22 protein-coding genes are annotated in these 26680 nt (G+C 34.9%); 7 read left to right on the forward strand and 15 right to left on the reverse strand.

From position 1 onward, the window contains the following. The first annotated feature begins 201 nt into the window (after positions 1 to 201). Positions 202 to 1536 (forward strand): APC family permease, encoded by a 1335-nt coding sequence (locus tag LB941_RS07795; RefSeq protein WP_253360938.1) that lies wholly within the window; start codon positions 202 to 204, stop codon positions 1534 to 1536. 122 nt (positions 1537 to 1658) lie between these two features. Here the strand turns inward: LB941_RS07795 and LB941_RS07800 are convergent, their stop codons facing one another. The 7 genes from LB941_RS07800 to LB941_RS07830 form a co-directional block, all read right to left on the reverse strand. Next, positions 1659 to 2312 carry an amino acid ABC transporter permease gene (locus tag LB941_RS07800; RefSeq protein ID WP_253360940.1) on the reverse strand — a complete coding sequence of 218 codons (654 nt, stop codon included), beginning with the start codon at positions 2310 to 2312 and terminating at the stop codon, positions 1659 to 1661. Between the two features lie 14 nt (positions 2313 to 2326). After that, on the reverse strand, positions 2327 to 2965 hold the full coding sequence (locus LB941_RS07805) for an amino acid ABC transporter permease (protein ID WP_253360942.1): 639 nt from the start codon (positions 2963 to 2965) through the stop codon (positions 2327 to 2329). Further along, a complete protein-coding gene (locus LB941_RS07810) occupies positions 2962 to 3792 on the reverse strand; it encodes a transporter substrate-binding domain-containing protein (RefSeq protein ID WP_253360944.1) in 831 nt (276 codons plus the stop codon). Before LB941_RS07810 ends, LB941_RS07805 begins: the two co-directional genes overlap by 4 nt. 14 nt (positions 3793 to 3806) lie before the next feature. After that, positions 3807 to 4547 carry an amino acid ABC transporter ATP-binding protein gene (locus tag LB941_RS07815; RefSeq protein WP_275980015.1) on the reverse strand — a complete coding sequence of 247 codons (741 nt, stop codon included), beginning with the start codon at positions 4545 to 4547 and terminating at the stop codon, positions 3807 to 3809. 446 nt (positions 4548 to 4993) lie between these two features. Next, on the reverse strand, positions 4994 to 5896 hold the full coding sequence (locus LB941_RS07820) for a DUF6681 family protein (RefSeq protein ID WP_253360946.1): 903 nt from the start codon (positions 5894 to 5896) through the stop codon (positions 4994 to 4996). A gap of 24 nt (positions 5897 to 5920) precedes the next feature. Beyond that, positions 5921 to 6391, reverse strand: coding sequence for a hypothetical protein (locus LB941_RS07825; RefSeq protein WP_253360948.1), 471 nt, complete (start codon positions 6389 to 6391; stop codon positions 5921 to 5923). 102 nt (positions 6392 to 6493) lie between these two features. Beyond that, positions 6494 to 6943, reverse strand: a complete 450-nt coding sequence (locus tag LB941_RS07830; protein ID WP_253360950.1) for a Fur family transcriptional regulator — start codon at positions 6941 to 6943, stop codon at positions 6494 to 6496. Between the two features lie 188 nt (positions 6944 to 7131). On the opposite strand from LB941_RS07830, the gene LB941_RS07835 reads away from it, so the two are divergent. Continuing rightward, on the forward strand, positions 7132 to 8532 hold the full coding sequence (locus tag LB941_RS07835; protein WP_253360952.1) for an APC family permease: 1401 nt from the start codon (positions 7132 to 7134) through the stop codon (positions 8530 to 8532). A 152-nt stretch (positions 8533 to 8684) separates the two neighbouring features. Here LB941_RS07835 and aroD read toward each other — a convergent pair whose 3' ends face one another. From aroD to LB941_RS07865, 6 genes are all read right to left on the reverse strand, one after another. Continuing rightward, on the reverse strand, positions 8685 to 9440 hold the full coding sequence (gene aroD / locus LB941_RS07840; RefSeq protein WP_253360954.1) for a type I 3-dehydroquinate dehydratase: 756 nt from the start codon (positions 9438 to 9440) through the stop codon (positions 8685 to 8687). 11 nt (positions 9441 to 9451) lie between these two features. Beyond that, positions 9452 to 10336 (reverse strand): shikimate dehydrogenase, encoded by an 885-nt coding sequence (locus tag LB941_RS07845; protein WP_253360956.1) that lies wholly within the window; start codon positions 10334 to 10336, stop codon positions 9452 to 9454. 40 nt (positions 10337 to 10376) lie between these two features. Next, the gene (locus LB941_RS07850; RefSeq protein WP_253360959.1) at positions 10377 to 12077 is read right to left on the reverse strand and encodes an FAD-dependent oxidoreductase; all 1701 of its coding nucleotides are present in this window, start codon (positions 12075 to 12077) and stop codon (positions 10377 to 10379) included. A gap of 18 nt (positions 12078 to 12095) precedes the next feature. Continuing rightward, positions 12096 to 13283 (reverse strand): MFS transporter, encoded by a 1188-nt coding sequence (locus LB941_RS07855; protein WP_253360961.1) that lies wholly within the window; start codon positions 13281 to 13283, stop codon positions 12096 to 12098. 141 nt (positions 13284 to 13424) lie between these two features. Next, positions 13425 to 14252 (reverse strand): SDR family NAD(P)-dependent oxidoreductase, encoded by an 828-nt coding sequence (locus LB941_RS07860; RefSeq protein ID WP_253360964.1) that lies wholly within the window; start codon positions 14250 to 14252, stop codon positions 13425 to 13427. Between the two features lie 24 nt (positions 14253 to 14276). Beyond that, positions 14277 to 15119: a sugar phosphate isomerase/epimerase family protein gene (locus LB941_RS07865; RefSeq protein WP_253360966.1), complete on the reverse strand. Its 843-nt coding sequence runs from the start codon at positions 15117 to 15119 to the stop codon at positions 14277 to 14279. Between the two features lie 177 nt (positions 15120 to 15296). Here LB941_RS07865 and LB941_RS07870 point away from each other — a divergent pair, with 177 nt between their 5' ends. Then, positions 15297 to 16199 (forward strand): LysR family transcriptional regulator, encoded by a 903-nt coding sequence (locus LB941_RS07870; protein ID WP_253360967.1) that lies wholly within the window; start codon positions 15297 to 15299, stop codon positions 16197 to 16199. Between the two features lie 94 nt (positions 16200 to 16293). Here LB941_RS07870 and LB941_RS07875 read toward each other — a convergent pair whose 3' ends face one another. Beyond that, on the reverse strand, positions 16294 to 17910 hold the full coding sequence (locus tag LB941_RS07875; protein WP_253360968.1) for a peptide ABC transporter substrate-binding protein: 1617 nt from the start codon (positions 17908 to 17910) through the stop codon (positions 16294 to 16296). A 234-nt stretch (positions 17911 to 18144) separates the two neighbouring features. On the opposite strand from LB941_RS07875, the gene LB941_RS07880 reads away from it, so the two are divergent. Both LB941_RS07880 and LB941_RS07885 read left to right on the forward strand, forming a co-directional pair. Further along, the gene (locus tag LB941_RS07880; RefSeq protein ID WP_253360970.1) at positions 18145 to 20565 is read left to right on the forward strand and encodes a Xaa-Pro dipeptidyl-peptidase; all 2421 of its coding nucleotides are present in this window, start codon (positions 18145 to 18147) and stop codon (positions 20563 to 20565) included. Positions 20566 to 20624: 59 nt separating this feature from the next. Then, on the forward strand, positions 20625 to 21530 hold the full coding sequence (locus tag LB941_RS07885; protein WP_253360972.1) for a proline-specific peptidase family protein: 906 nt from the start codon (positions 20625 to 20627) through the stop codon (positions 21528 to 21530). A gap of 328 nt (positions 21531 to 21858) precedes the next feature. On the opposite strand, the gene LB941_RS07890 is transcribed toward LB941_RS07885, so the two are convergent. Beyond that, positions 21859 to 22725, reverse strand: a complete 867-nt coding sequence (locus tag LB941_RS07890) for an ROK family protein (RefSeq protein ID WP_253360973.1) — start codon at positions 22723 to 22725, stop codon at positions 21859 to 21861. 196 nt (positions 22726 to 22921) lie between these two features. Here LB941_RS07890 and LB941_RS07895 point away from each other — a divergent pair, with 196 nt between their 5' ends. Both LB941_RS07895 and LB941_RS07900 read left to right on the forward strand, forming a co-directional pair. Beyond that, on the forward strand, positions 22922 to 23308 hold the full coding sequence (locus tag LB941_RS07895; protein WP_253360974.1) for a VOC family protein: 387 nt from the start codon (positions 22922 to 22924) through the stop codon (positions 23306 to 23308). 182 nt (positions 23309 to 23490) lie between these two features. After that, positions 23491 to 26535 (forward strand): GH25 family lysozyme, encoded by a 3045-nt coding sequence (locus LB941_RS07900; protein ID WP_253360975.1) that lies wholly within the window; start codon positions 23491 to 23493, stop codon positions 26533 to 26535. Positions 26536 to 26680 lie beyond the last annotated feature (145 nt).

Consider the following 26680-nt stretch of genomic DNA (forward strand, 5'->3'; position numbering starts at 1 on the left):
AACAAAAACAAGGATTTTTTTGTTTTTATTCTTTTTTTTCTTAAAAATAAACTTGCATTACTTTTGTTTTTAATTAAAATTAATCTTAGACAATTATTATATGGAAAGTTTTTTTACTTTTCATATAGTTACCAATTTGTTAGATTATATAGTTAGACAGTCAAAGAATACGTCTGTTTAAAAAAGATCGGAGTTTTTATTATGAATGATACTAAAAAGGATCAAGTTCAATTACAAAGATCCTTGGGGCTTTTTTCTTCACTCGCACTTGTTATTGGAACTGTTATTGGGTCAGGCATCTTCTTTAAACAAGCATCAGTGCTTGAATATTCCCATTCAACTACAATGGCACTATTAGCTTGGTTTATTGGCGGTGTTATTACATTAACATCAGGCTTAACAATCGCCGAAATTGGAGCTCAAATGCCCCATACTGGTGGATTATACATATATATGGAAAAAATATACGGTAAACTGTGGGGCTTTTTATCTGGCTGGATGCAGATTATTATTTATGGTCCAGCAATGATTGCAGCTTTAAGTGCATATTTATCCGTTTTATTGTTAGCTTTTTTTGGCTTACCACAAAGTTACGCTACGCCATTAGCTATTCTTTCCATAACTTTTGTCGCTATATTCAATTTACTTTCCAATCGTTATGGTGCAGTTTTTCAAATCGTTACCACAATCTGTAAATTTGTACCTATTATAGCAATTATTATCCTTGGACTTTTTTTTGGTGATCATAATGCACTTGGTCAAGTCGCAAGTTCAAATACTGGTTTCACAGGAAGCAACTTTGGTGTGGCCGTTCTTGCCACATTATTTGCATATGATGGCTGGATTTTAATCGCTAATATGGGCGGTGAAATCAAAAACCCGCAAAAAATGTTACCTCTTGCAATAACATTGGGTATTGGCTTAGTCTTAATCGCTTATATGTTAGTAACATTAGGTATTTTTAGGGTAATGCCTGCTGCAATGATTCAACACTATGGTGAAGATGCCACACCTCATTTTGCAACTATGGCATTTGGTGTTCTTGGTGGTAAATTACTTAATATCGGTATCATTATTTCTATAATTGGGTGTATGAATGGCAAGATAATGACCTTCCCTCGTATTATGTACGCGATGGCTCATAATGATGAGCTTCTATTTTCAAAACAACTTAGTTATTTAAATAAAAAAATGCATACTCCTATGGTTTCAACAACTGTTATTTGTTTAATCGCCATGTTAATGGTAGTAACTGTTAATGCCGATCGTTTAACTGAAATATGTATCTTTACCGTCTATGTTTTTTATGTAATGGCATTTTTTGGTCTCTTTAAACTACGCCATAAAAATCCAGATTTACTTCGGCCATTTAACGTTCCGCTTTATCCAATTACACCGATTGTTGCTATTTTAGGTGCTAGTTTTGTTCTTGTTAGTGAGCTTATGTCCGATATTAAAGGGGTTTTGATTTCTTTTATCTTCATAGCAATTGGAATTCCTGTATACTACTACAAACTTCATAAGCGTAAAAGTTAACTCCTAGCATTACATAATCACTAATCTACCACAATTATCACTATAAAAAACAAGGCTATCCAGATCAATTCTCTTAAATCGATCTGAATAGCCTTATTTTTATGTTAATAGCTATTTTCTAACTACCCTAATCTACGTTCTAAATAGCGTGCTGCTAACGACAATATATAGCAAACCACAAAGTACATTAATGCAATCATTACATACATTGGTAACATATACGTTGTATTTTGGCTATATACAATCTGCGCATGATACAGTAGCTCTGGCAAAACAATAATCGTAGCCAATGAAGTATCTTTGATTAATGAAATAAACTGTGATACTAATGGTGGAATCATCTTAGTTAAAGCTTGGGGTAAAATAATATATCTCATCGCTTGAAAATATGTTAATCCATTTGCACGTGCGCCTTCCATTTGGCCTGAATCTACTGCTTGGATACCACTGCGAACAACCTCGGCTAACATCATCGATTCGAAAACAACTAACGCGACAATTGATGCAGACATTGGCGTCATCCGTATGCCTAATTCTGGAATGGCAAAATATGTGAAGAAAATAATCAACAGTAATGGTAGATTGCGAATAATATCAATAATAAAACCTACTACAGCCGAAAAATAAGGCACTTCAATATATCTGATAACTCCAAAGATTAGTCCAAAAATAAAACTAAAAATAATTGAAATTACTGATACTTCAAGCGTAACCGCCAAACCTTCAAATAAAAAACGCATGTTAACAAATGAATATGCTTGTTCTAGTAATGCCATAGTCTATTCCCCCCTTATACCATTTTCTTTTCCAAATAGCGCATATAATAACTCAATGGTAAAGTTATTATTAAATAAAAAATACCTACAATAATGTATGCACTAAATGTTTGGAAAGTTGTAGAAGCAACAGATTGTCCTTGATACATTAAATCAAAGCCCGCCAAAAATGCTAACACGGAGGAATTCTTTACTAGATTAATAAATTGATTCCCTAACGGCGGAATTACTAATTTATACGCTTGTGGTAGCACAATATATCGCATTGCTTGCCAGTATGTTAATCCATTCGCACGTGCGCCTTCCATTTGGCCTGAATCAACCGCTTGAATTCCTGCACGTACTGTCTCTGCAATAAATGACGACGTGTATAACGTTAATCCAATTGTTCCTGCTGTAAAACCATCCATTTTCATTACATATTGTGGAATAACAATATAAAAGAACATTGCTATAACCAAAAGTGGAATATTACGAAAAATTTCAATATAGATATGTGCAATTATCCGGAGAACTTTATTTGGTAAAATCTCCATAATGGCAAACGCTGATCCAATTACTAAACTAAAAATAAGCGCAAGGACACTACATAAAATTGTATTCCAAAAACCGGTCAAATATGTTTGCCAATTATTCATAAATAAAGTTATCATTGCCCTTCCGCCTCCTTCAAATTAAATCCAGCAACATCACCAAACCATTTGTTAGCCAAACGAGCATATGTTCCATCTTCTTTTAACTCAGCTAACGCTTTGTTAATCGCATGTAATAACTGCTTTTGGCCTTTATTAACGGCAATTCCATATGGTTCATTGGTAAATGTTCCGCCAACAACCGCATAGCCTTTGTTTTCCTTAGCAATACCATATAAAATTCCATTATCGGTTGTCATCGCATCACCTTGACCAGACTTTAAGGCCGTGAAAGCTTGTCCATAATCATCATATTCAAGAACCTTTGCCTTCGGTGCATACTTTTCAATATTTGCAACAGCCGTAGAACCTTTAACAGCTAACACCGTTATATTTTTCTTATTCAAATCCTTAATACTTGTTATTGAACTACCTTTTTTCACTAAAAGTGACTGTCCAGCATTAAAATATGGTGTCGAAAAATCAACGTACTCCTTACGTTCTGGCGTAATTGTCATTGCAGCAATTACCGCATCAATATTACCATTTTTTAATAGCGGTATCTTCGTCGTAATCGTCGTTGTTACAAACTTAACCTTTGCATTCTTACCATATATTTTTTTAGTTAACGCTTTGGCCATATCAATATCAAAGCCTTCCGATTGACCGGTTTTAATGTTCATTAAACCAAATAAGCGTGTATCACTCTTAATTCCCCAAGTAATTGTTTTAGTTTTTTTATCAGCTTGATAAATATTCTTTTCTTGTGTATTCGAACAACCACTTAGAAAAAAGATTATAAGTAAAGGTAGCAAAAATAATAAAGACCGTCTTAACTTTTTTCCCATAGTCTTTGCCTCCCCTATTTATGTGTAATAATCTTGCTAAGAAATTGGCGTGCTCTTTCTTCTTTAGGCTGTTTAAAGAACTCTTCTGCTGGATCATCTTCTACAACTTGTCCTTGATCAAAAAAGATTACTCGGTCTGCTACTTCGCGCGCAAACCCCATTTCATGCGTTACAACAACCAAAGTCATGTCACCTTGTTTAGCAATGCTCTTCATAACATTTAACACATCATCAATCATTTCTGGATCAAGCGCGCTAGTTGGTTCATCAAATAAAAGCACCTTTGGTTTCATTGCTAATGAGCGTGCAATTGCAACACGTTGTTTTTGTCCACCTGATAACTGTTTAGGGTATGCATCTGCTTTTTCTGCTAACCCAACTGTATCAAGTAAACGTAATGCAATTTTTTTATTTTCTGCTTCATCCCGTTTCAACACCAAACGTGGTGCTAACATAATATTCTCTATCACCGTTTTGTTTGCATATAAATTAAAATGTTGAAAAACCATGCCAACATTTTTTCTAAGTTCATTTAAATCAGCCTTTTTATCCGCTAAATCCATTCCATTAACAATTAATTGGCCTGATTCAATTTCCTCTAATCCATTGATTGTCCTAATTAAAGTACTTTTGCCTGACCCAGAAGGACCTATTACAACAACAACTTCACCTTGTTGAACTTGTAAATTTATGTCAGTCAAAGCGTGATACTTACCATAGTACTTATCAACATTTTTAAATTCAATCATTGCCATTTATATACCTACTTTCTAAAAACATAAAATTAAATAACGATTACTTATTACTTTAAATTTTAATTTATATTTTATTTTTTTGCAAGTTTATGTCCACAATGAAGAAATATTGTCCTATCTTCCATTCATAAGAATGCCTATGTACAAGGGACCTTAGCCTATATTTTTTTTCAACATATTATTATGCGTCATTTTTTATTAATTATATATTTTTATGCTATATTTATTTTCTAATTTTAGAATGAGATAAATATTTTGTTTCTTATCATTAGGTTAATAAACTTACTTAAGCCATATAGTCTAGTCCTCTTTTTTCTATCTATTCATACTTATTTTTTATTAAAGCTACTAAAAAATCCTTAGTCAAAATGCGCCTATCTTAGGGCTAGAATTTTGTCTAAGGATTGTTATTATCCACATTTAACCTGTATGTTAATTAACGCCTACTATCTTTTCCGTCTACGTCGGGATAAATTAGTTGTATTCGTCTCAAAATTACTTTGTTCATTTCCTTGTCTTAATGTATTATTCTTAGATTTTACTCCCCGTTTACGATAGGCGATTTTTACATCAAGGATAAACGGTTCATCTTTTTCAATCACATCAGATCGTCCGGCTACTTTTACTGGACCACCTGTTAATACAGCTGTTGCCAAATATAAATGATATTTTTTAGCTGCCTCAATTGCAGGCATTAATCCAACAGTTTTAACATGACCAAGCTCATGCCGATTTATCTGGTTTACACCACCATAAACATATAGTTCATTTCCTTCTGGCACTAATTCAAAATAAGGTAATGCTTTTAATTCTCCAATTGCATGTTGTGGTTTTCCTTCTTGAGCTAATTGGTATAACGAATCGTCTGTTTGTCCACTATAATCAAAACTCAAATAGCCAACATTTCTTAAATCTTGCACAACTGCCTGAATATTGGCTTTCTCAATTGGACTAAAATCAATATCTGCTGGTAAAAAATCCTCATTTTTGAAAATACCATTTGTTTGTACAAATCCCATCGTTTGCTGTTTTTTTGCAGCATCTGTTAATGGGTCTTTCGGTTTTAAATGAAACTTTTTTTCAATAAAAGGTGATACATCATATTTCGAACGTTTATCTTTAGTAAAGTAGTATAGCGTGTTCAAATAAGCGAAATATAAAATAACTAAGAAAGCTAAAATAAAGAGAAATCCACGCCATATATAACCATTACTAAAGAAGCGATATGAAACGTAAAGCAGATAAAAATTACCCACAAACGCTAAACAGGTATATATCCGATTCTTAATTTTAACATTTAAGTTAATATATGATAGATAACTATTGATCATACTAAGAATACTAACCATTTTTTTGCAAACTCCTTTCTTTTATTAATTATTGTTTGTCGTATTATCATCAGTATTTGTATTTGTGTTCGTGTTTGTTCCTGTATTTGAAGATGACGTCGACGTATCTGCATCAGCTGATGAGCTTGAACTACTTCTTTGCGAAGATGATGAAGTATCACGATTAGCTGAACTACTATTTGCATCATCAGCACTTGAGGAATTTTTAACCGTTTCTGCTGATGAGGAGTCTTTAGTATCACTGTCATCAGCTGATGAGGATGAACTCATGCTGTCTTTAGAACCACTATCACTACTAGAACTACTATCTACTGAACTTAATACACTAGAGCTTGCTTTTGAACTACTCAAATCGGAACTTCTAACTACAGAACTTGCAGTTTTTCCTTCTGAGGTATTAGTCACTGTATTAACTGCCACATTGGTTGCACCTAATGCTAGTACAGTTGACATAATAGCAAACGGCGTAATAAAGGGCGCTGTTCGATATGCCATTTAAATCTCTCCATTCACACTTTATATTATATTAATTATATGCTAAAAAGCATTTATGTTTTAATCATAGCGCAAAGTCTTTAGAATATTAAGATTAAAGACTTAAATATTTACTAAACTTGCATCATTTTCTTGTTGAGCACATTCTTTACATAATCCATATAATTCGAAACGATGTCCTTCAATTTTACATCCTGGTAACTGACTTTCAAAAACATCCATCGGACACATCTGAACTTCTTGAACTTTGCCACAATTACGACAGATAAAATGATGATGATGTAAATTACTAAAATCACACTGATACTTAACACAGGCACCAGATGCTTTATTTTGCATTTCGATAATCCCAATCTCATTGAATTCACGAATATTACGATAAATGGTACTATGACTCATTCCAGGATATAGCTTACGCATATAGGTGTCAATCTCAATCACATTAATATAGTGTGTTCGGCAATTGCTATACAAACATCCTAGTAGGCTACGCCGTTGTTTTGTGATTTTATAATTATGCGACTTTAACAAATAGAGCGCTTCATCAAGCATTTTTACTCCTCCTAAATAATAACTATTACTAATTAGTAAATTTTAACATATCTTTGCTATTAGTACACTTTTTTTAGCTAGAATTTCCAAAAATGACATTTAGATGTTATAAATTAAAAGTTCTAATTGACATCTAATGTTAAGTTAACGTAAGATAGTCATATATTATCTTTGAGGAGGATTTTTTCATGGGGATTAAAGAGCGGATTTTCAGAAAAGAAAGTCTAGCACGCTACTTAGACCAAGATAAAAAATTTACTAAAACGCTAAATGCTAAAGATTTGATTGGAATGGGGATTGGTGCTGTTATCGGTACTGGGATTTTTATTTTACCGGGAACTGTAGCAGCTTTACATAGTGGACCTGCAATTATCTTATCCTTCGTTCTCGCTGCGTTGGTTTGTTCAACAGCAGCTATGTGCTACGCTGAATTTTCATCGGCGCTACCGATTGCCGGGAGCGCCTATTCGTTTGGAAATGTTATTTTTGGCGAAATAGTTGGTTGGTTTCTTGGCTGGGCTCTTATCTTAGAATATATGCTTGCTGTCGCAGCTGTTTCAACTGGCTGGGCTTCATACTTTAACTCTCTTATTGCTGGTTTTGGGCTTCATTTACCAACTGCCCTAACTGGGAATTTTGATCCAGCCCACGGAACTTACGTTAATTTAGTTGCTATCTTAATTGTATTATTTATCTCATTTATTTTAAGTCGTGGTGTTCGAACATCTATCAGTTTAAATAATATTATGGTTGCTATCAAATTAGCAATTATCATCTTATTCTTAGTAGTTGGTGTTTTTTATGTTAAACCAGCTAATTGGTCACCATTTGTACCATTTGGTTATAAAGGTATCTTGACTGGTGCATCTTTAGTCTTTTTTGCTTATCTTGGATTTGATGTTGTGGCTGCTTCTGCTGCAGAAGTTAAACATCCCGAAAAGAATATGCCTCGTGGTATTATCGGTACTTTAATCATTTGTACAATTTTATATATCCTTGTATCAATGGTTCTAACTGGTATGGTTAAATACACCAAACTTAACGTTGGCGATCCTGTTGCTTTCGCTTTACAATTTGTCCATCAAGACTCAATTGCGGGTATCATCTCTTTAGGTGCTTTAGCCGGTATGTTTACAATGATGGTTACAATGATTTTTAGTTCATCACGCTTAATCTATTCAATTGGAAGAGATGGTCTTTTACCTAAGTTTCTTGGTCATATCAATCCCAAAACACATATACCAGATCACAGTATGGCAATTGTTACAATCATTATTGCTTTTATGGGCGGTTTTGTTTCACTGACACAATTAACTAACTTGGTTAATATCGGCACCTTAATCGCATTTACCTTCGTTTCTCTTGGAATCATACCTTTACGTAAACGCAAAGATATTCCAAATGAAACAGGATATAAAGTTCCTTTCTATCCCATTCTACCAATTATTTCAGTACTATTATGTATCTTCATGCTAACACAGCTTTCGGTTGAAACCTGGATTGCTTCAATTATTTGGTTTATTATTGGAATACTTATCTATTTCACATATGGGATTAAACACAGCCAAATCTCTAGCAATAATGAATAATATTATTTTAATATCTAAAAAAGATTCAAGACTTTTTGTCCTGAATCTTTTTTCTATCTCCACATATTTAGTATTAAACTATACGCCAAAAAGCAACTTATGCTTCTCATAAGTCACCTTTTGTTCCATTCTCATTTTCAGTTTACCAATAACTATTCCAATTTGAGAGCATCCATCATCTCGCGTAAAGTAGGGCTATCTATTTGTCCTGGAGCAGAAGCAGCACCTACTGTCCCAAATGTTAAGCAAGAACCAAATACTTCACCCGCTACTCGCGTAACTTTCCCTAAATCTCCCATCGCCATTGTAATTAATGGTTTATCAAATCTTCCTACGGCTTGATTAGTTGCTGCTAATAAAGTTAAAACATCTTGTGCACTGTTAGGCATAACCGCAACTTTTAAGATATCGGCGCCATATGCATCCATCATTGTAAATCGGCGCTTGATTTCAGTAATTGCTGGAGTCTGTTTAAAATCATGACTACTCATTATTACAAAAACATTCTTTTCATGCGCTAACTGTGTCAGTTTTTTTATTTCACTAGTTTTTCTAAACATTTCTAAATCAACTAAATCAGCCAATTTTTCTGTTATCACATTTTTACAGATTTCAAAGTATTGACTTTCTGCCAATGGCATATTTCCACCTTCAAAATGTGTTCGAAATGTTATTAGAATTACAAAATCAGCTAGTTCTGCTCGCAACTTGCCAGCTACGTCTATTAACTTTTCTTTATCTAAAACATCCTCAAAAAAGTCAATTCGCCATTCTATCAAATCAGCATTCTGATGATTTATCTGTTTAGCAACACTCAAGATTTCTTCAACTGTCTTACCCGTAATTGGAACAGCTATTTTAGGGCGCCCTCCACCAAGGGTTAAGTTTTTCACCTGTAGTACAGACATGCTTTCACCTTCTATTTTTTATCATCATCACTAAAAATTAATTCACGAATATAGTCAATTGGCATATCTTTATCTGTCCATAGTTTAAATGCTTCAGCACCTTGTTCTAGCATCATTCCCAAACCATTGAAAACATGCTCTACTCCAGCTGATTTAGCAATTTTCATTAATTTTGTTTCACGTGGTGAATATACAGTATCATAGACAATCATATCCTTATGGAACCAGCTTGGATCATTAACTAAACTAAGATCCTCTAGTGGCTTCATACCTACACCAGTGGCATCACAATAAATTGCACAATCTGATAATTCGCGCTTGAAAACCTCTTGATCTTCTAGATGATATAATGTAGCTTTACATTTAGTTTCTTCATTAATAATTTTAACATTTCTTTCTGCATTTTCCCATGATGGATCATCTCGATTAAAGAGTGAAATTTCTTTAACGCCATCTAAAGCTGCCTGAATTGCAATTGGCGTTCCTGCACCACCAGCTCCTGAAAGTACCATCTTCTTACCTAAAATATTTAGTCCTTCATCTTCCAACGACTTCATAAAACCTGTACCATCAGTTGTATACCCAGTTAAAACGCCATTATCATTCACAATCGTATTAACTGCATTATTTAGTTTTGCTGCCGGTGATAATTTATCTAAATATTGAATTACCTTTTGCTTGTTAGGCATTGAAATGTTGCTTCCGCGCATATCTAAAGTACGAATTGCGTTTACTGCATCACCTAGTTTATCATTACCTACTTCAAATGCTAAATATGCATAGTTCAAGCCTAGTTTTGCAAAAGCATTATTATGCATCGTTGGTGACATCGAATGCCGAATTGGATAAGCCATTAAACCAATTAAAAGTGTATGTCCATCAATACGTTCTGTCATAATATATCATCCTCAATTCTTTTTTTATTATTATTCTAAATTATTCAACTGAATTTCCTGCAACAAATCCGGAGGAAATTCCCCATGTATTCATCATACTTGGCATAGAATCATGACCATTAGCACCACCAATGACTTCACCTGCACCCCATAGGTTAGCAATTTTCTTGTTATCTTGTGTTTTAAGATGTAAATCTGCATCTGTCACAAAGCCACCTAATGTTGTCGCAAACCTATCACGTTGTTCAACTACATAGAACTCTTCGCCTTCATATGCATGCAAAAACGCACGATCGCGCTTAAATTCTTGATCTTTGCCTTTAGTTGCATATTCATTATAGGTAGTGATGGTTGCTTTCAAATTATCTGCATTAATCCCTGCTTTTTTAGCAACTTCACTCAAGGTTCCCTTAACAAAAATCGGATTTTCTTTACCGTCTTTAGCAAAATACTCAGCAATTTCCTCAGCTGTGAAATCATGTAAAACTAACAGATTGTAAAATTCTTTCCAAGTTCGCTTATCCATTACTAAATACGCAACTCGACCTGGTTGTTTTAAAACCGCATTACGTAATGTTGCATAAACATCTGATTCATCAACAATTCTTTTTCCAAGTTGATTTACATATACAGCTCCTAAATCAGTTGCCTTTTTTGATGCGTATGTTGTTAGTTTTGCAATTCCTGGTTCAGTTTCAACACCATGTGGATACACCTTATACCAGCCAATATTTTTCACTTCAAGGCTAAATGCCTTTAGAAATTCATAAGCATCTCCGGTTGAGGTTAACGGGCCATAATAATTAAGCCCTTCACTTTCTTGACCACGCATCTGCTTATTCGCACCATAACCACCAGTTGCTAAAACAAAGCTATTTGCATAAACAGTAATTTTTTTAGTTCTGCCTTCTGCAACAAAGCCCGTTATCTTACCATTCTCATCGGTTAGAATTTCTTCAACTCGACTATCTAGAAAAATCTTACCACCTTTTTTAACAAAAGCTGCTGCAACTTTCTCAATTAACTCATAACTACTCGAACTTGGTAACTCAACTTGCCGTTCTACTGAGTGCTCTGGCGTCTGAGTTTGAGCTTTTCTATATTCTAAGCCTGCAAAATCACTGATGAAGTCAATTGCATTACCAATATTTTCTGCCATTAACTTTGTCAAAACAGGTATATTAGAATCAAGGCACTCGCGCGCAACATCTGCACTCAAAAGCTCTGGCGTATCTTTTGCAGCTGCGACACCAAAAATTGTACTTGCAACCTTGGAACCTGTTGCTGTAACGTTAGAACCATTCAAAATAGTTGCTCCACCAAGATAGCCATTCTTTTCAAATAACGCCACCTTCTTGCCTCTACTTAAAGCTTTACAAGCAGCAACAAGCCCCGCTTCACCGCCACCAATAACAGCGACATCTGTATGTTCTTCAACATTTTCACGTTCTTTTTTTACAGGAGCAGCCAGCTTAATCCCTGCCTTTTCAATCGCTTCATTTGCGGAGTCTAAAATCGCCTTACTCATAACAGAAGCCCCACTAACTACATCAACACCAAAACTTTGTTCTTCTAGAATTGTATCGCGTAGTTTACCAAATACTTGATTAAAAATTCCTTTTGTTTCTGAATGATGTGTAACTTTAACATCTGTTAGTTGATGACCTTCAAAATCAATCGCTAAATCAATTGGTCCATTGTGCCCTAAAGCACGTGCTTGTAATTCTTTTGTATCACTCATATCTTGAAAGCTCCTCTACTACTCAAAATTATATTTCTTTTTTCTATAAATAAGAATTGCTGCAATTACAACACTTGCCGCTGTAACAACCATATTTATTCCAAAAACAGTTAACACACTTGCAGCTGTATCACTAATAATAAAACTAGAAATTAGTGGTCCGATAAAATAAGTGGTTGAAGCCATTAAACTATAGTAACTAGTCACACGCCCTTTTCCAGATGGAAAATACTTTGTTAAAACTGATAAGCCTAATTGCCAGATACCTCCTGCACCAAAGAATCCAATAGCTAGACTGGCTATTCTGCCTGTTGTTAAGGAAGGTACAACTATCATTGCGATTAACGCTAACGTTGAAACAAATGAATAGATAATGATAATCGTTAATGGCTTAACTTTAGTAACAATCGTAGCTGTCACAAACACTGATATAAGTGATGCCATTGCATACCATGAAACTAATGTTGCTGACGCTGTGGTGCCAATATGCAATACATTACTTCCAAAATATGGAGCATATTGTGAAAAAACGTAAAAAGTAAAGCAAATTGTAAAACCGAGAGCAATTAATAAGACTCCATCAACAGCCATCTTAGGTTGGGGTCGATCATTATCTTTATGAACTTCGGTTGCTGCTACTGTATCTTCTTTTTCATTTTGTGGTGCAAATGGTGTGAAAAAGACAAGTGCAATATCTAATGCCAAAGCAATTACCAAGACAATAACTGTCACCTTAGCATCACTTACCGTTGAAACCCAAAACGGAAAAACAAATTGTGCTAACGACATAGCCGCTTTAACCAATGAAGTCATTGTAGCCGATTTTTCTGGAAAAGCTTCTGTAACCGCTGGATAACATGATGAGTCTCCAAATGAATTCGTCACTCCAAAGAAAAGAGCCGCCACGCATGCCATGACTAAACTATGACTAAATGCAGCACCTAGTAAAAAAAGAATATCTGATGTCATTGCAATAATCATCGTTTTTTTGCGTCCAATTTTATCTGAAATAACACCTGCAAAAAGAATTGTTAAAATCCGACCAATACCAACAACAGATAAAACAGTGGAAATTCCTTTAACGTCAGTATTCCACGCTTTTTGAAAGTATGCACTATACTGCGATAGAATAATTGTGGCCATACCGACAATCGCAAAGTTTACATATACACCCGCTGCAACCCCTGCATAATTGGCTTTCTTCATAACCTATACACCTACTTTTCTTTTGATAAAGTTCTTTAACTAGACCTAATCTTATTAAAAGAAATCAAAGGCAGAATCCATCTATTAGTCATCTTAGCCGTAGCCAATTTAGAGAACATCATTCTGCCTACAAAAAATTATTTATTTTTTATGATGATCAATCGCATACTGGCGACGACCACCTGGCTTTGGTGTCATATCACCCATCATAATACCAAAGCCACCTTCAACTGTTACTTCACCGCCATTTGTATAATCAGATCTATCACTAGCTAAAAACAAAACGGTATTAGATATATCTTGCAAATCACCAATACGCTTGCTTGCAACTAAACGCTTACGGCCTTTTTCAACCTCTGGGTCTTTATAAAAACCAGCTGATAGTGGTGTTTTGACAAAACAAGGAAGGACACAGTTACTCCGAATACCAAATTCACCCCATTCGGCTGCCATTTGACGTGACATCATATTAACTCCTGCTTTGGTTGTACTATATGCGCCACTATATGTTTCTGGAAAACGTGATGCGATAGTTGAGATATGCACCATGGTTCCTTTGCCTTGCTTAATCATTGCTTTACCAAATCTTTGTGACATCAAAAAGTATCCCGTTAAATTAACATCTACCGTTTGTCGCCATTCATCAATGCCTAAATCTTCAAGTGGTGAGAACTTTAAAATAGCCGCTGTATTAACTAAAACATCCACTCGTCCAAATTTATTAATAACAGCTGCAACTGCTGCATCAACTTCTTTTTCATCAGTACTGTTACACTTAACAGCTAATGTTTCTACACCATAGTCATGCTGTAACTTTTCTGCATATGCTTGAGCTTTTTCTTCTAATAGGTCGATAACAACAACTTTTGCTCCTTGTGCAGCAAAGTCTGCACAAAACTTCGTACCCATACCACCAACGCCGCCTGTAACTGCAACAACTTTATCTTTTAATCCTAACCAATTTGTCATAATTAAGCTTTCCTTTCTAAAAAACTATTCAGTCAATAATTCTGGCCATGCTTCTGCAAGAACCTTGCGTGTATTCTTATATGTGTAATCCGCTACCCAGTCAATTCCTTTATCCATGTAATTATCAGAAATAACCTCTACTCCAATAACCTTAGGATCTACACCTGCTTTTTTAAGCATTTTAAGAAACTCAACGGTTCCTAAATCGCCTGTACCGGGAGCTAAACGATCATGCATTGATTCGTCACGTAAAATAGAGTCTGCATATGGACGAGTGTATGCATCATCCAATTGAATTGAAATTACTTTTTTGGCTTGTTCTTTTGTCAATAATCCTTCATATGGTTGATTAGCACGCACCCAATGCCACATGTCTAATAACATCATCGCATTGTCGCATTTGGCTGCTTCTAAAATTTTCCATGTCTTATCTAAGTTTGGCATGCCACTATATGGCATTGGCTCAAGTGCAATGATTAATTCACCAGCACGTGCACATAATTCACGCAATTTTTGGGCTGTATAATCAACTGGATAATCTTCCATTAATCCAGTATTGATATGCTTTACACCAAAAAGTTCGCACATATGAAAACAGGTTTGTTCTTTATATTTTTGTTCATATGAACGTTCTGCTTCACACCATTGCACGATGTATTCAACTTCTGTACATTTAATTTGATATTTATTGAGCAAATTCAATATATCTTGGTCTGTTAACCCTTCATTTAAAGCGTCTACATATGTTTCTGCACGTAGACCGATTGCATCATATCCTGCAGCTGCTGTTGCCTTACACCGCTCTTCAAACGTGCACTTATCGCCTAATGTCCAGGAACTAATTGTGATTGGATACTTTTGTGTCATAATAAATCCACCTCATTTGTGATTTTTTTATCAATGCGCTTACACGTATAATATAACGCCCTTCCTAAAGCGCGTCCAATTGAGATATTAAAAAAATATATAGAAAAATTCTATCATTCGCTTTGATTTACATATATAATTTAACTGTGAATTAGAAAATTAAGGGACTGAATAACTATGAATCTGCAACAACTACAGTACTTATCTGTTTTAGCACAAACTGAAAACTATACTAAAGCTGCTAAAATATTGCATATTACACAACCAACGCTAAGTTACGCTATCAATAATCTAGAGGAACAAATAGGTATTCAATTGTTTGAAAAACACGGTCGCTCAATAAAACTTACACAAAATGGCAAAAGTTTTGCAGCAGAAAGTGCTCAAGCACTAGAAATTCTTAATCAAGCTATTGAACGTGCTCGAAATATTAATTCAACAGACAAAACTATCAAAATTGCTTCATTGCGCACTTTAAATACGTTGTGGCTTCCCAATACAATTAAAGACTTTCTAGAAAAACGTTCTTCAGGTTCTATTGAACCCTACTTTGATTTTGGCTCAGGAACTGGCTTTTCTCTACAGATGACTCAACTTTTACGTGAAGAAAAATTTGATATTTGTTTTTGCTCAAAAATTGATGATAAAGACGATATTGATTACTTTCCTGTAGTAGAACAAAAGTTAGTTCTCATTACCCCATTCGATCATCCGCTAGCTAATAAAAAATCAATTGACTTAACAGAAACCCTTAAATACAATCAAATTACCTTTTCTTCAAATAGTGGCTTATATTTTGAACTAGAACGTCTTTTTTCTATCTGTGGTGGGACACCAAAAAGCATTTATAAAGTAGAAGAAGATGAATCTGTAGCGGGAATGGTTGCCGCTGGATTTGGTATTGCTGTTGTACCAAAGATGAGAATGCTTGATCGAATGGCTGTTAAGATTATTCCTATTCGTTTTCCCAAATGGCATCGTTTCATCTATATGGCAACATTAAAAAAGCACTATCAAAATGCTGTTACACAAGAATTTATTGATTTTGTGCATCAATTTAAAGGTATAAACGATGTTTAAATAATTTATTTGCAACAAAAAAGCCTGGGACTTTTTTTATCCCAGGCTTTCTTATCTTCAAATATTCGGTACTAAGTTTTGTATCAAAAGGCAACTATTTAATATGCACATTTCGATAAAATAGGACAGTTCCATACGGTGAAATCTGTAATCCCTTAACTTTATCTTTCAAAAGATATGCCATCGCTCCCTGATAAACAGGTGCGGTATATGCATCTTTTTTAATAAGTTGTGTTTCTGCCTTAATCAACGTAGACCATCTCTTATTAGTATTGGTTGCATACGTTGTTGCAGCTTCATTTAATAAATTGCGGAAGTTTGTATTATTGTAATCATCATCTAAATGATATTGTCCACCATCACTGATAAAGTTTACTGGATCAGCATAATCCGGTTGCCATGTACCATAAACAATATCATAATCATATGCCGTTGTTGCTGCTAAACGTGATTTTAATGGAATCGAACGTACTGTAACTGTTAATCCTTTAAGATTGCTTTGTAACTGGCTTTGCAAGTATTCACCTACCTGTTTAGACTCAGTCGTATCGGACGTCAAAAGTTCTACTGTTATTTTATCTTTACCTAGTTCTTTTTTAGCTAATGCCCATTGTTTGCGAGCTGCTTTCAAGTTATATGTCAACATGTTACCGGCATCTTTACGATAATCATCACCTGTTTTAGAGTTATATGCAAAGTTAGCAGGCACAATACCATTCAAAGCTGTTCCCGCATGCAAAACATCTTTAGTTAACATTGTTTTATTAAATGCCATCGCAATTGCTTTACGAAAATGAACATTTGCCGTTGTTGTTTTATGCACATTAAACGACATATATCCAATTAAAGGAATACTCTTAGTATGATAACCAGCTGTTTTTTTATACTGCGTAATATAATCAGTACTTAACTGGGTATAGTCAAGCTTGTTTGTTTGGTACAATTTGGCTGCCGTAGATGTATCCTTTTGAACTTGGACATTAACCTTCTTTAAAGTCACACTCTTCTTATCCCAGTAATTATTGTTTTTAACATATTCCCACTTTAAATTTGTCCCAGTCCAACCTTTGACTACAAATGGACCATTATAAACTGTTTTAGAGGCTGTGGTCCCATAACTTGAACCATATTTTTCAGCTATTTTTTGATCTTGTGGATAAAATGGTGCGCCTGTCATTAACTCCTTAAAATAACTAATTGGCGACTCTAAAGTTATCTGTAATTTGTATTTTCCAAGTGCCTTAATTCCTAATTTGTTGACAGCCATTTTACCAGCTGCAATTTCTGTTCCGTTTTTTATAGCTTCAAACCGCTGTGAGTTAGGAGAAGCTGTTTTAGGATTAACCATTTTGCGCCAAGCATAAACATAATCACTAGCTGTAACCGCATCTCCATTAGACCATTTAGCGTTTTTACGCAAAGTAACGGTATAGGTTTTCTTATCGCTACTTACTTTAACATTTTGTGCCCCAGCTAGAATTGGTTTACTCTTTGAATTAAACCGATATAGTCCTTCAAATGAATTCTGTAAAGCTTCCAAACTAGTTGTATCACTATATTTAGCTGTATTTAATGTAGCCATCTCAGCTGATGTTGCAACTGTTAGAACTTGCTTACTACTACTCGTAGTGCTGCTACTTTTGCCACAACCAGCTAAAAATAAAGCTCCCACAATTGCTGTTCCCACTAATGCTAGCAAACTTTTTTTCATACATTTTGCCCCTTTCCTTCTCTACCCAATGTTGCTTCTTTTATGTATGTACTAATTGTAAGTTATTATATACTAAAATGCACGTATTATTCTTGTTCAAATTTAAAATAATTAATGCTATTTACTTTTCTCAAACTTTAAGCAAAAATTTGCTCTCTTTAATCTAAAAATACACGTTAACTTTACACAATATTGTATAATTACTATATCTTAGATTTGGAGGTTCTTATATAGATGAAATTTAATCAATTTGGACAGATAAACAATATCCCATATAATCAAAAAGTTACTGAATTAATAAATTTACATTTTCTTGATTCTAATACTCTAGCAGATACAACTGCCAATACACTATGGTTGCATTTTTTATCCAAATCGTTTCCTGAAGCTAAGAGTGACAGTATCAAAAAAAGCAAACTAAACACGTTATTGGCTAATTCCACTCAAACTGTAACTGACTATATAGCCACTAAAAAAGTAGATGCCACCTCCTTTTATTGTGTTGCCTTACAGCTACTTGATTTTGAATTTGAGAATGATTTCAATCCTAAAACGCCACTAGAAAGCTTAACTACCTTAAATCTATATCATCATCAACAAGTTAATACCGTTGAACAAGTAGTTATTGCTTGGTATGACTTACTGTGCACATATACAAAAAGCGGGCATACTTTTTTAGATAAGCTAACTACTAAGGGCTATTTCACTTCTTTTTATCAACTTCCTGCTTCAAGTAAACCACTCTTTTTCAATGGAAAATCTCTACCAATTTTTGATACAAGTTCCCTTATCTTTGAAGTGGTCTATGTTGAATCAGATCTTGATACCGATGATGATGGGAAAGCCGATTTGCTAAAAGTCGAAGTTATCCGCCCTAAAGATACCAATGATGGTCTAAAAGTTCCCGTTGTTTATACCGCAAGCCCTTATAATCAGGGAGTTAACGATGAATTAGGTAAAAAATTAACTCATAATGTCGATATTCCTTTAAAACGAAAAGCACCTAACCAGACAAGTTATGCTGACATTGAGTATCATTCACACACAAAAAGTGTCGAGAAAAGAATTTCGACTGGCAAAACAACCGTTGCTGAAGAAAGCTTTGGTCGTGAATTATCCTATACTTTAAATGACTATCTTTTAGCTCGTGGTTTTGCCGCTGTTTATGCAGCTGGAATTGGCACGAAAGATTCTGACGGTATGCGAACTTGTGGTTCTCCTGCCGAAACAGCTTCAACTGTAGCTGTGATTGAATGGCTAACTGGAAAAAGACGTGCTTTTACCAATAAAGACGACAACGTTGAGATTGAAGCTTGGTGGTGCAACCAAAATGTTGCCATGACCGGCAAATCATACTTAGGAACCTTGGCAACTGCCGCTGCAACCAGTGGTGTGTCCGGATTAAAAACAATTATATCTGAAGCAGCTATCTCAAATTGGTATGATTATTATCGCGATGGTGGGCTTGTGGTTGCCCCAGGCGGTTTCCCCGGAGAAGATGCTGACGTTCTTACAGCTGAATGCTTTAGTCGCAAAAAACAAGCCGCTGACTATCTGCAAATAAAATCCGTCTTCCAACAAAAACTAGCAACCATCACCCAAAATCAAGATAGAGAAACTGGAAATTACAATACTTTTTGGGATGCTCGTAACTATCTTAAAAATATTCAAAATATCAAATGTGATGTCCTAATGGTACACGGCTTAAACGATTGGAATGTAAAATTACGTAATGTCTTTAATTTGTATCAAGCACTTGATAAATTACCCATTACCAAAAAGATAATCTTGCACCAAGGACAACATATTTATATTAATAATTTCCAATCACTTGATTTTTCAGATATGATAAATCTCTGGTTAAGTAATAAATTATACGCCGTAAATAATAATGCTGATTCCATATTGCCGAATGTTTTAGTTCAAGAAAATACCGCAGAAAGTACTTGGCATACTTATCCTACTTGGGATGCTAAGAACATCAAAGTGCATACTTTTTCTTTTGCAAATAAGCAATTAACCACTACGCCAACGCCAAATTCACACTTAGCTAATTTTAATAACCACTTAGATGAAAAAGATTTCTTGTATTATCAAAAAAACATCACTCGTTGGCAGCAAGATCTTCTCAAAGAAAATTCTGCATTAGCAAGTTCACGCTTAATCTTCAAAACAGAGCCTTTAAAAAACGATTTATATTTGCAAGGAACGCCACAGGTAAAACTGCGCGTGGCTACCAATCAGGATCATGGAATGCTAAGCTTAATGCTTGTTGACTTTGGGAATGCCAAACGTTTAGGAACTTCTCCCACAATTCTAGCAACTAAAGCTCTTGATGAAGGTTTTCATTGGCGTGAAGATAACCTAGTCGAGTTCAAATTTGCCAATCCAACTGACGCTAAGATGATTACTAAAGGCCATCGCAATCTACAAAATCGAACTAATCTATGGCGCAACGATGAATTGCTTGCTGGAACATTTTATGACTTAGATTTTGTGTTACAACCTATGTTCTATCATTTAACTGCAACTCATCAACTTGGATTGATTATTTACAGTACCGATATGGAAATGACTGTTCGTTCTAATGAAAATATCAGTTATAGCTTTGATTTGGCTGCCTGTCAGCTAAGCTTTGACGCAGATGTTTTATAAATTGCATTAAAAGTGCTATCATAAAGTTATTCTATACTTAAAGAAACAAGGTGTTTTTATTGAAACAAGGAACAACAATTCTTACATTAGATAACGGATATCATCTTTGGACACGCACTGACGGTCAAGGCGATATTAAGTTATTGTGCCTCCATGGTGGCCCTGGCGGTAACCATGAATATTATGAAAACTTCGCCGAAAAACTGAGTGATTTAGGTGTCCAAGTATCTATGTATGATCAATTAGGTTCTTGGTATTCCGATCAACCTGATTTTAGTAAGCAAGAAAACGTCGATAAGTTCCTAACTATGGATTATTATATTGACGAAATTGAAGAAGTTCGTCAAAAACTTGGATTAGATGAATTTTACCTTATTGGTCAATCATGGGGTGGGGCCATAACCCAAGAATATGCTTTGAAATATCCCGACCATCTAAAAGGTATCATTATTTCTAGTATGACTGACAATATTGATGAGTATGTTACTAACATTAATGCTATTCGCGAAAAAGAATTCTCTGCTGCTGATTTAGCCTTTATGCAAGAATGTGAAAGCAAGAATGACTATTCTAATGAACGTTACCAATCTTTAATTGACGTTTTGAATCGTGGTTATGTTGACCGCAAACAGCCACCTGCAATCAGTCATCTAACTAGTACAATTGCAACTGATGTCTATAACTATTTCCAAGGTGATAATGAATTTGTGATTACCGGAAAATTAGCGGGTTGGGATCGTCGCAACGACATTAAAAATATTAAATGTCCAACCTTATTAACTTTTGGGGAGCATGAAACCATGCCGCTAGCAACTGCTAGACGTATGCAAAAAGCTATTCCTCATGCACGTTTAGTCACAACTCCAAATGGTGGTCATCATCATATGATTGACAATGCACCCGTTTATTTTGCTAATCTCAAGCAATTTTTACATGACGTCGAGACTGGAAACTTTACAGAATAATAGTTAAAAGAGTCTTTGTCTTTGGAAAACTCTCCAAAGACCAGGACTCTTTTTATCTCTGAATATTTGGTCTAAAAAATTGATCATTTTTTCTAGAATATGTCGTTAATACGCTCTAGCTAGTCACATTTTTAGTTTAAATGACCACCCAGAAATTCATTTAGAAACACACGGTGCATTTTTTGTGATATCTATTATAGATGAACTACTAGCTTGTTGGCACATATAGATAAGAATTTGTTTTTGCTTTAGCATACACAAAAAATAATGAATGTAGCGCAATTACCACGTTACATTCACCATTCACCTCATTTTTAAGACTCAATAATTATGCCTTTTCTTGTGCTAATAACAAGCAGCCTGTAATTCCTGCATCATCACCTAATTCAACATGAACTATATAATCATCCAAATCTGGTGTTTTTACATATCCATTCATCTGCTCTTTAAATGATTTACGGATTAGTGGAAATAGTTGTTCTTGTTTTGAAACACCCCCACCAAAAATAATTTTTTCTGGTGAAAGAATTACCGTATAATCAACGCAAGCCTGTGCTAAATAATATGCTTCAATCTCCCAATCTTTTGCATCCTTAGGAATATCAAAAGCCTTGACCCCACCAGCACGTTTTTCAACGGCTGGACCTGCACATAATCCCTCTAAGCAATCATGGTGATAAGGGCAGTTACCTTCATATGTATCTTCTGGATGTCGTCTTAAAATAATGTGCCCCATCTCTGGATGTCCAAAACCTTCAAGAATCTTCCCATTAACGACGCCACCACCGCCAACACCAGTGCCAACGGTTAAATAGATACAACTACTTTTTCCACGCGCTGAACCCTTTTTTAATTCACCATAGGCAGCAACATTAACATCAGTTGTCCATGCATACGGAATATCGTAATGAGCTTTCATATTCCCTAAGAAATCATAGTTAGCCCACCCTTTTTTAGGTGTTGTCGTAATATACCCGTAAGTTTCTGATGAACGATTAACATCAATGGGGCCAAATGATCCTATTCCCATTGCTACAACCGGATTTTTATCAAAAAAATTAAAAACCTCTGCCATTGTTTCTTCAGGAATTGTTGTTGGAATTTTAATCCGCTTTAAGATATTCATATTTTCATCGCTGACAGCACATACAAATTTCGTTCCGCCCGCTTCAATCGCACCATATAACTTTGTCATTTTTAATTATCCTCCTCAGTTTCTAGGAACCGTTTTCTTTATTTTACCGTAATTATCGTAGAATTAAAAGGTCAAAAACACTTTTTATGCTAATCGTTTGACATATATAATATAAGTTGTAAGAATTTAACTTTTCTCTGTAAATTTATGTATAATGTACATACTGTATACTTTAGATAAAGGAGTGCCTTTCACTATGAAAGTTAAACGTATAGATAACACTGTTCTAACAGTTACAAACCTTGAGCGGGCTACTCGCTTCTATCACGAGGTTTTCGATATGCCGCTACTAGATAACACAGATACAACGCAGACTTTGCGCTGCGGACATCAACTTCTCAAGCTTCAAAAAAAAGATACTAATTTTTCAGCATCAACAATTGTAAACACTACACTAGATAATGTAGACTTATGTATTTTAGTCAATGATAAAGCAACTGATATCCTTAACCATCTAAAAAGTTACTTTATTGATATAGTCTCCGGTCCAATTAGTCAAGCAGATTCTGTCGGGACAATAACTTCAATTTTTATTCGTGATTACGATAGTAACTTAATTAAAATAACTACATATATCAAATGAATTTCGTATAGTATCTATAATTTTTTGTTTGTGAAAAATTACATCTTGCATGGCTTAAAATAATATCATAAAATTAACTAAAGAAAAGAAAGTTTATGCCGATATATATTGTGACTACACATTTTTTAGCAATTATTATTTATCATAAAAACATTTATTTTAATTAAATAAGGGGAGAAACTTTGAAACTTAAAAAAAGAAAAAAAATTGTTAAATACTACAAAAAGGGGAATCTTCAGAAACTGTCATTAGTTTCAGGAGTCGCTGTTCTGGGACTAAGTCTTGGTTTAATGCAACACGAATCCGTACGTGCCGACCAAGTAGCGCAAACAGTATCTGCAAGCAATTCTGTCACAAGTAGTTCGTCATCAGATGCAAACCAAAGTACCTCATCAAGTAGTCAAGACACTTCGGCTAATTCTTCTAGCACAGACTCTTCCAGTACTAGTTCATCTAATACTGAAACTACTAGCAAAGCTACAACCGTTCTTACCACTTCTGAAAGCACCACTGCTGATACTTCCTCTAGTGCTAACGAAGAAACTGTTACTAGTTCTAGCTCCAGTTCAGACAGTTCCTCAAGTGTAGCATCCTCAAATGATGATGCTACTAGTTCTTCTAGTGTTGACTCGAGTAGTTCAACAGACACTACTTCGAGTACAGAAAGTAATGTTCAGACTGAAACTACTGCAACTGCCACAGCAAATACAACAACTGCCTCTACTACCGCTATAAGTAACATTGCGTTAGCATCTTCCAATAGCATAGCTACTTTCACCATTGGTGATACTCGGTATACTTCCGTTGACGCAGTTGATGTTTCAAGTTATCAGTCTTGGATGACACAAAATGACTATAATGAATTAAAAGCGCTTGGTGTTACAACTGTTATCGTTAAAATTTCTGAAGGTTCATCTTATGCAAACCCCTATGCAGCCCAACAAATTAAATATGCGCAAAATGCAGGTTTGAAAGTGGCTGTCTATCATTACATCCATTTTTCTAATCAAAGTGGTGCTGTTAGTGAAGCAAACCATACTATTTCCGTACTTAAAAGTTTAGGGTTGTCTTCTTCAACTTTAATTTTCGCAGATGTGGAAGACTCAGATACCTTATCAAATTCATCAGCAACGAATGCAACTGCTAGTCTCAATGCCTTTTGGAATACACTCTCCGGTTCGGGTTACACTAATCATGCTGTTTATGTTTATCAATCTTATACATATCGCGATGCTGTTATTGCAACCGTCGGGACTGCGCGTACATGGCTTGCACAATATCCATATACACCTTCTCGTGGTGGCTCTTATGAAACCAGTCACCAAGATGCTGGTTATGGTGGTTGGCAATTTTCATCTCAAGCAACTCTGCCAGGATCTTCAAATTACTTAGATGTTTCCCATGATTACAATGGATTGTTGAAAAATCTAGGCATATCTTCTAACGAAGGTTATTTTGATAATATTTCCATGAATGGTACTACGTTAAATGTTTCTGGATGGCATGCGGCGGATACCTCTGAAAATGAACCCTATACAACTATTATCGTGTATGATGCCACAACTAATACCGAATTGACTAGAGTTTCTTATAATGCTAACGAACGTGATGATGTCTATTCTGCATATACAAATATTTACAACTCTAAATATTCCGGATTTAACACATCAATTGATTTATCTAAGTATAATATTGATAACCATAATATAAAAGTTATCGCTCGTTTCTCTGATCAAGCTAATGGTAACGGAAATGTAACTGATCTCTGGTCAGATGGAAAAACTCTAGTTCAAAATAGAGCTTCATTTGATTCAGTTACGCTTAATGGAACAAGTTTATACGTTTCTGGATGGCACGCTGCAGATGAATCTTCTTTTGAAAAAAATGCCTATATTATCTTGTATGATGCTACCTTAAATAAAGAAATTGCGCGCGTTAAGTATACTCCTTCGCAACGTAACGATGTTTATAATGCCTATAACTCTATCTATAATTCTTCAAACAGTGGTTTTAATGTCACTTTTGATCTAAGTAATGTTAATTTTGCTGGACATAATCTTCAAGTTGTCACTCGTTACTCTGATGATACTGCTGGTAATGGTAATACAACCGATGTCTGGTCTCAAAACTATAACTTTAATAATAATAAATCTTGGATTGATTCTGTCAAACTCAACGGTACTAGCCTAAATGTTTCTGGATGGCATATTGCAGATGCTTCTTCAACTGAGAAGTATGCTTATATTATCCTATACGATGCTACCACCAATAAAGAAATAGAACGCGTTAAGTATACTCCATCTTCTCGCTCGGATGTTGGTTCTACTTATTCCAATACCTATAATTCAGCTAATAGTGGTTTCAATGTTTCTTTTGATTTAAGTAATGTTAATTTTGCTGGGCATAATCTTCAAGTTGTCACTCGTTACTCTGATGATACTGCTGGTAATGGTAATACAACCGATGTCTGGTCTCAAAACTATAACTTTAATAATAATAAATCTTGGATTGATTCTGTCAAACTCAACGGTACTAGCCTGAATGTTTCTGGATGGCATATTGCAGATGCTTCTTCAACTGAGAAGTATGCTTATATTATCCTATACGATGCTACTACCAATAAAGAAATAGAACGCGTTAAGTATACTCCATCTTCTCGCTCGGATGTTGGTTCTACTTATTCCAATACCTATAATTCAGCTAATAGTGGTTTCAATGTTTCTTTTGATTTAAGTAATGTTAATTTTGCTGGGCATAATCTTCAAGTTGTCACTCGTTACTCTGATGATACTGCTGGTAATGGTAATTATACTGATGTTTGGTCTGATAATTATAATTTCAATCAAAATGCTGGTTATATCGATAGTGTCAGTGCTTCAACAACTAATACCATCGCAGTAAGCGGTTGGCATGTTGCAGATGCTTCTTCTACAAGAAAATATGCTTGGCTAATCGTATTAGATAAAACAACAGGAAAAGAATTGACAAGGGTTAAATACACACCAACAACTAGATCTGACGTCAATAAAGTATACAATACAACATATAATTCAAGTCAAAGTGGCTTTACCAACGTTGCTATTACTTTACCTACCAGTTTAACCAATATTAACGGTCATTCACTTCAAATTGTTGCTCGCTATTCTGATGACGCAACATTTGGTAATGGTAGCTTCGTTGATTACTACTCAAAACTGTTTACCGTTAAAAATGGAAAAATAGTTTAACTATATATAAATAAATCCCTCAAATTGCTATATGCTAATTTGGGGGATTTATTTGTATTAATACATGTGAATAAACCACAAGTTTTACTTGTGGGGGTGAAAAAAGCTTTAGCGTAAAAAACTCCCTTTCGATATAATAATTTCG

Source organism: Ligilactobacillus ubinensis (assembly GCF_024160875.1).
GTDB classification, from domain to species: Bacteria; Bacillota; Bacilli; order Lactobacillales; family Lactobacillaceae; genus Ligilactobacillus; species Ligilactobacillus ubinensis.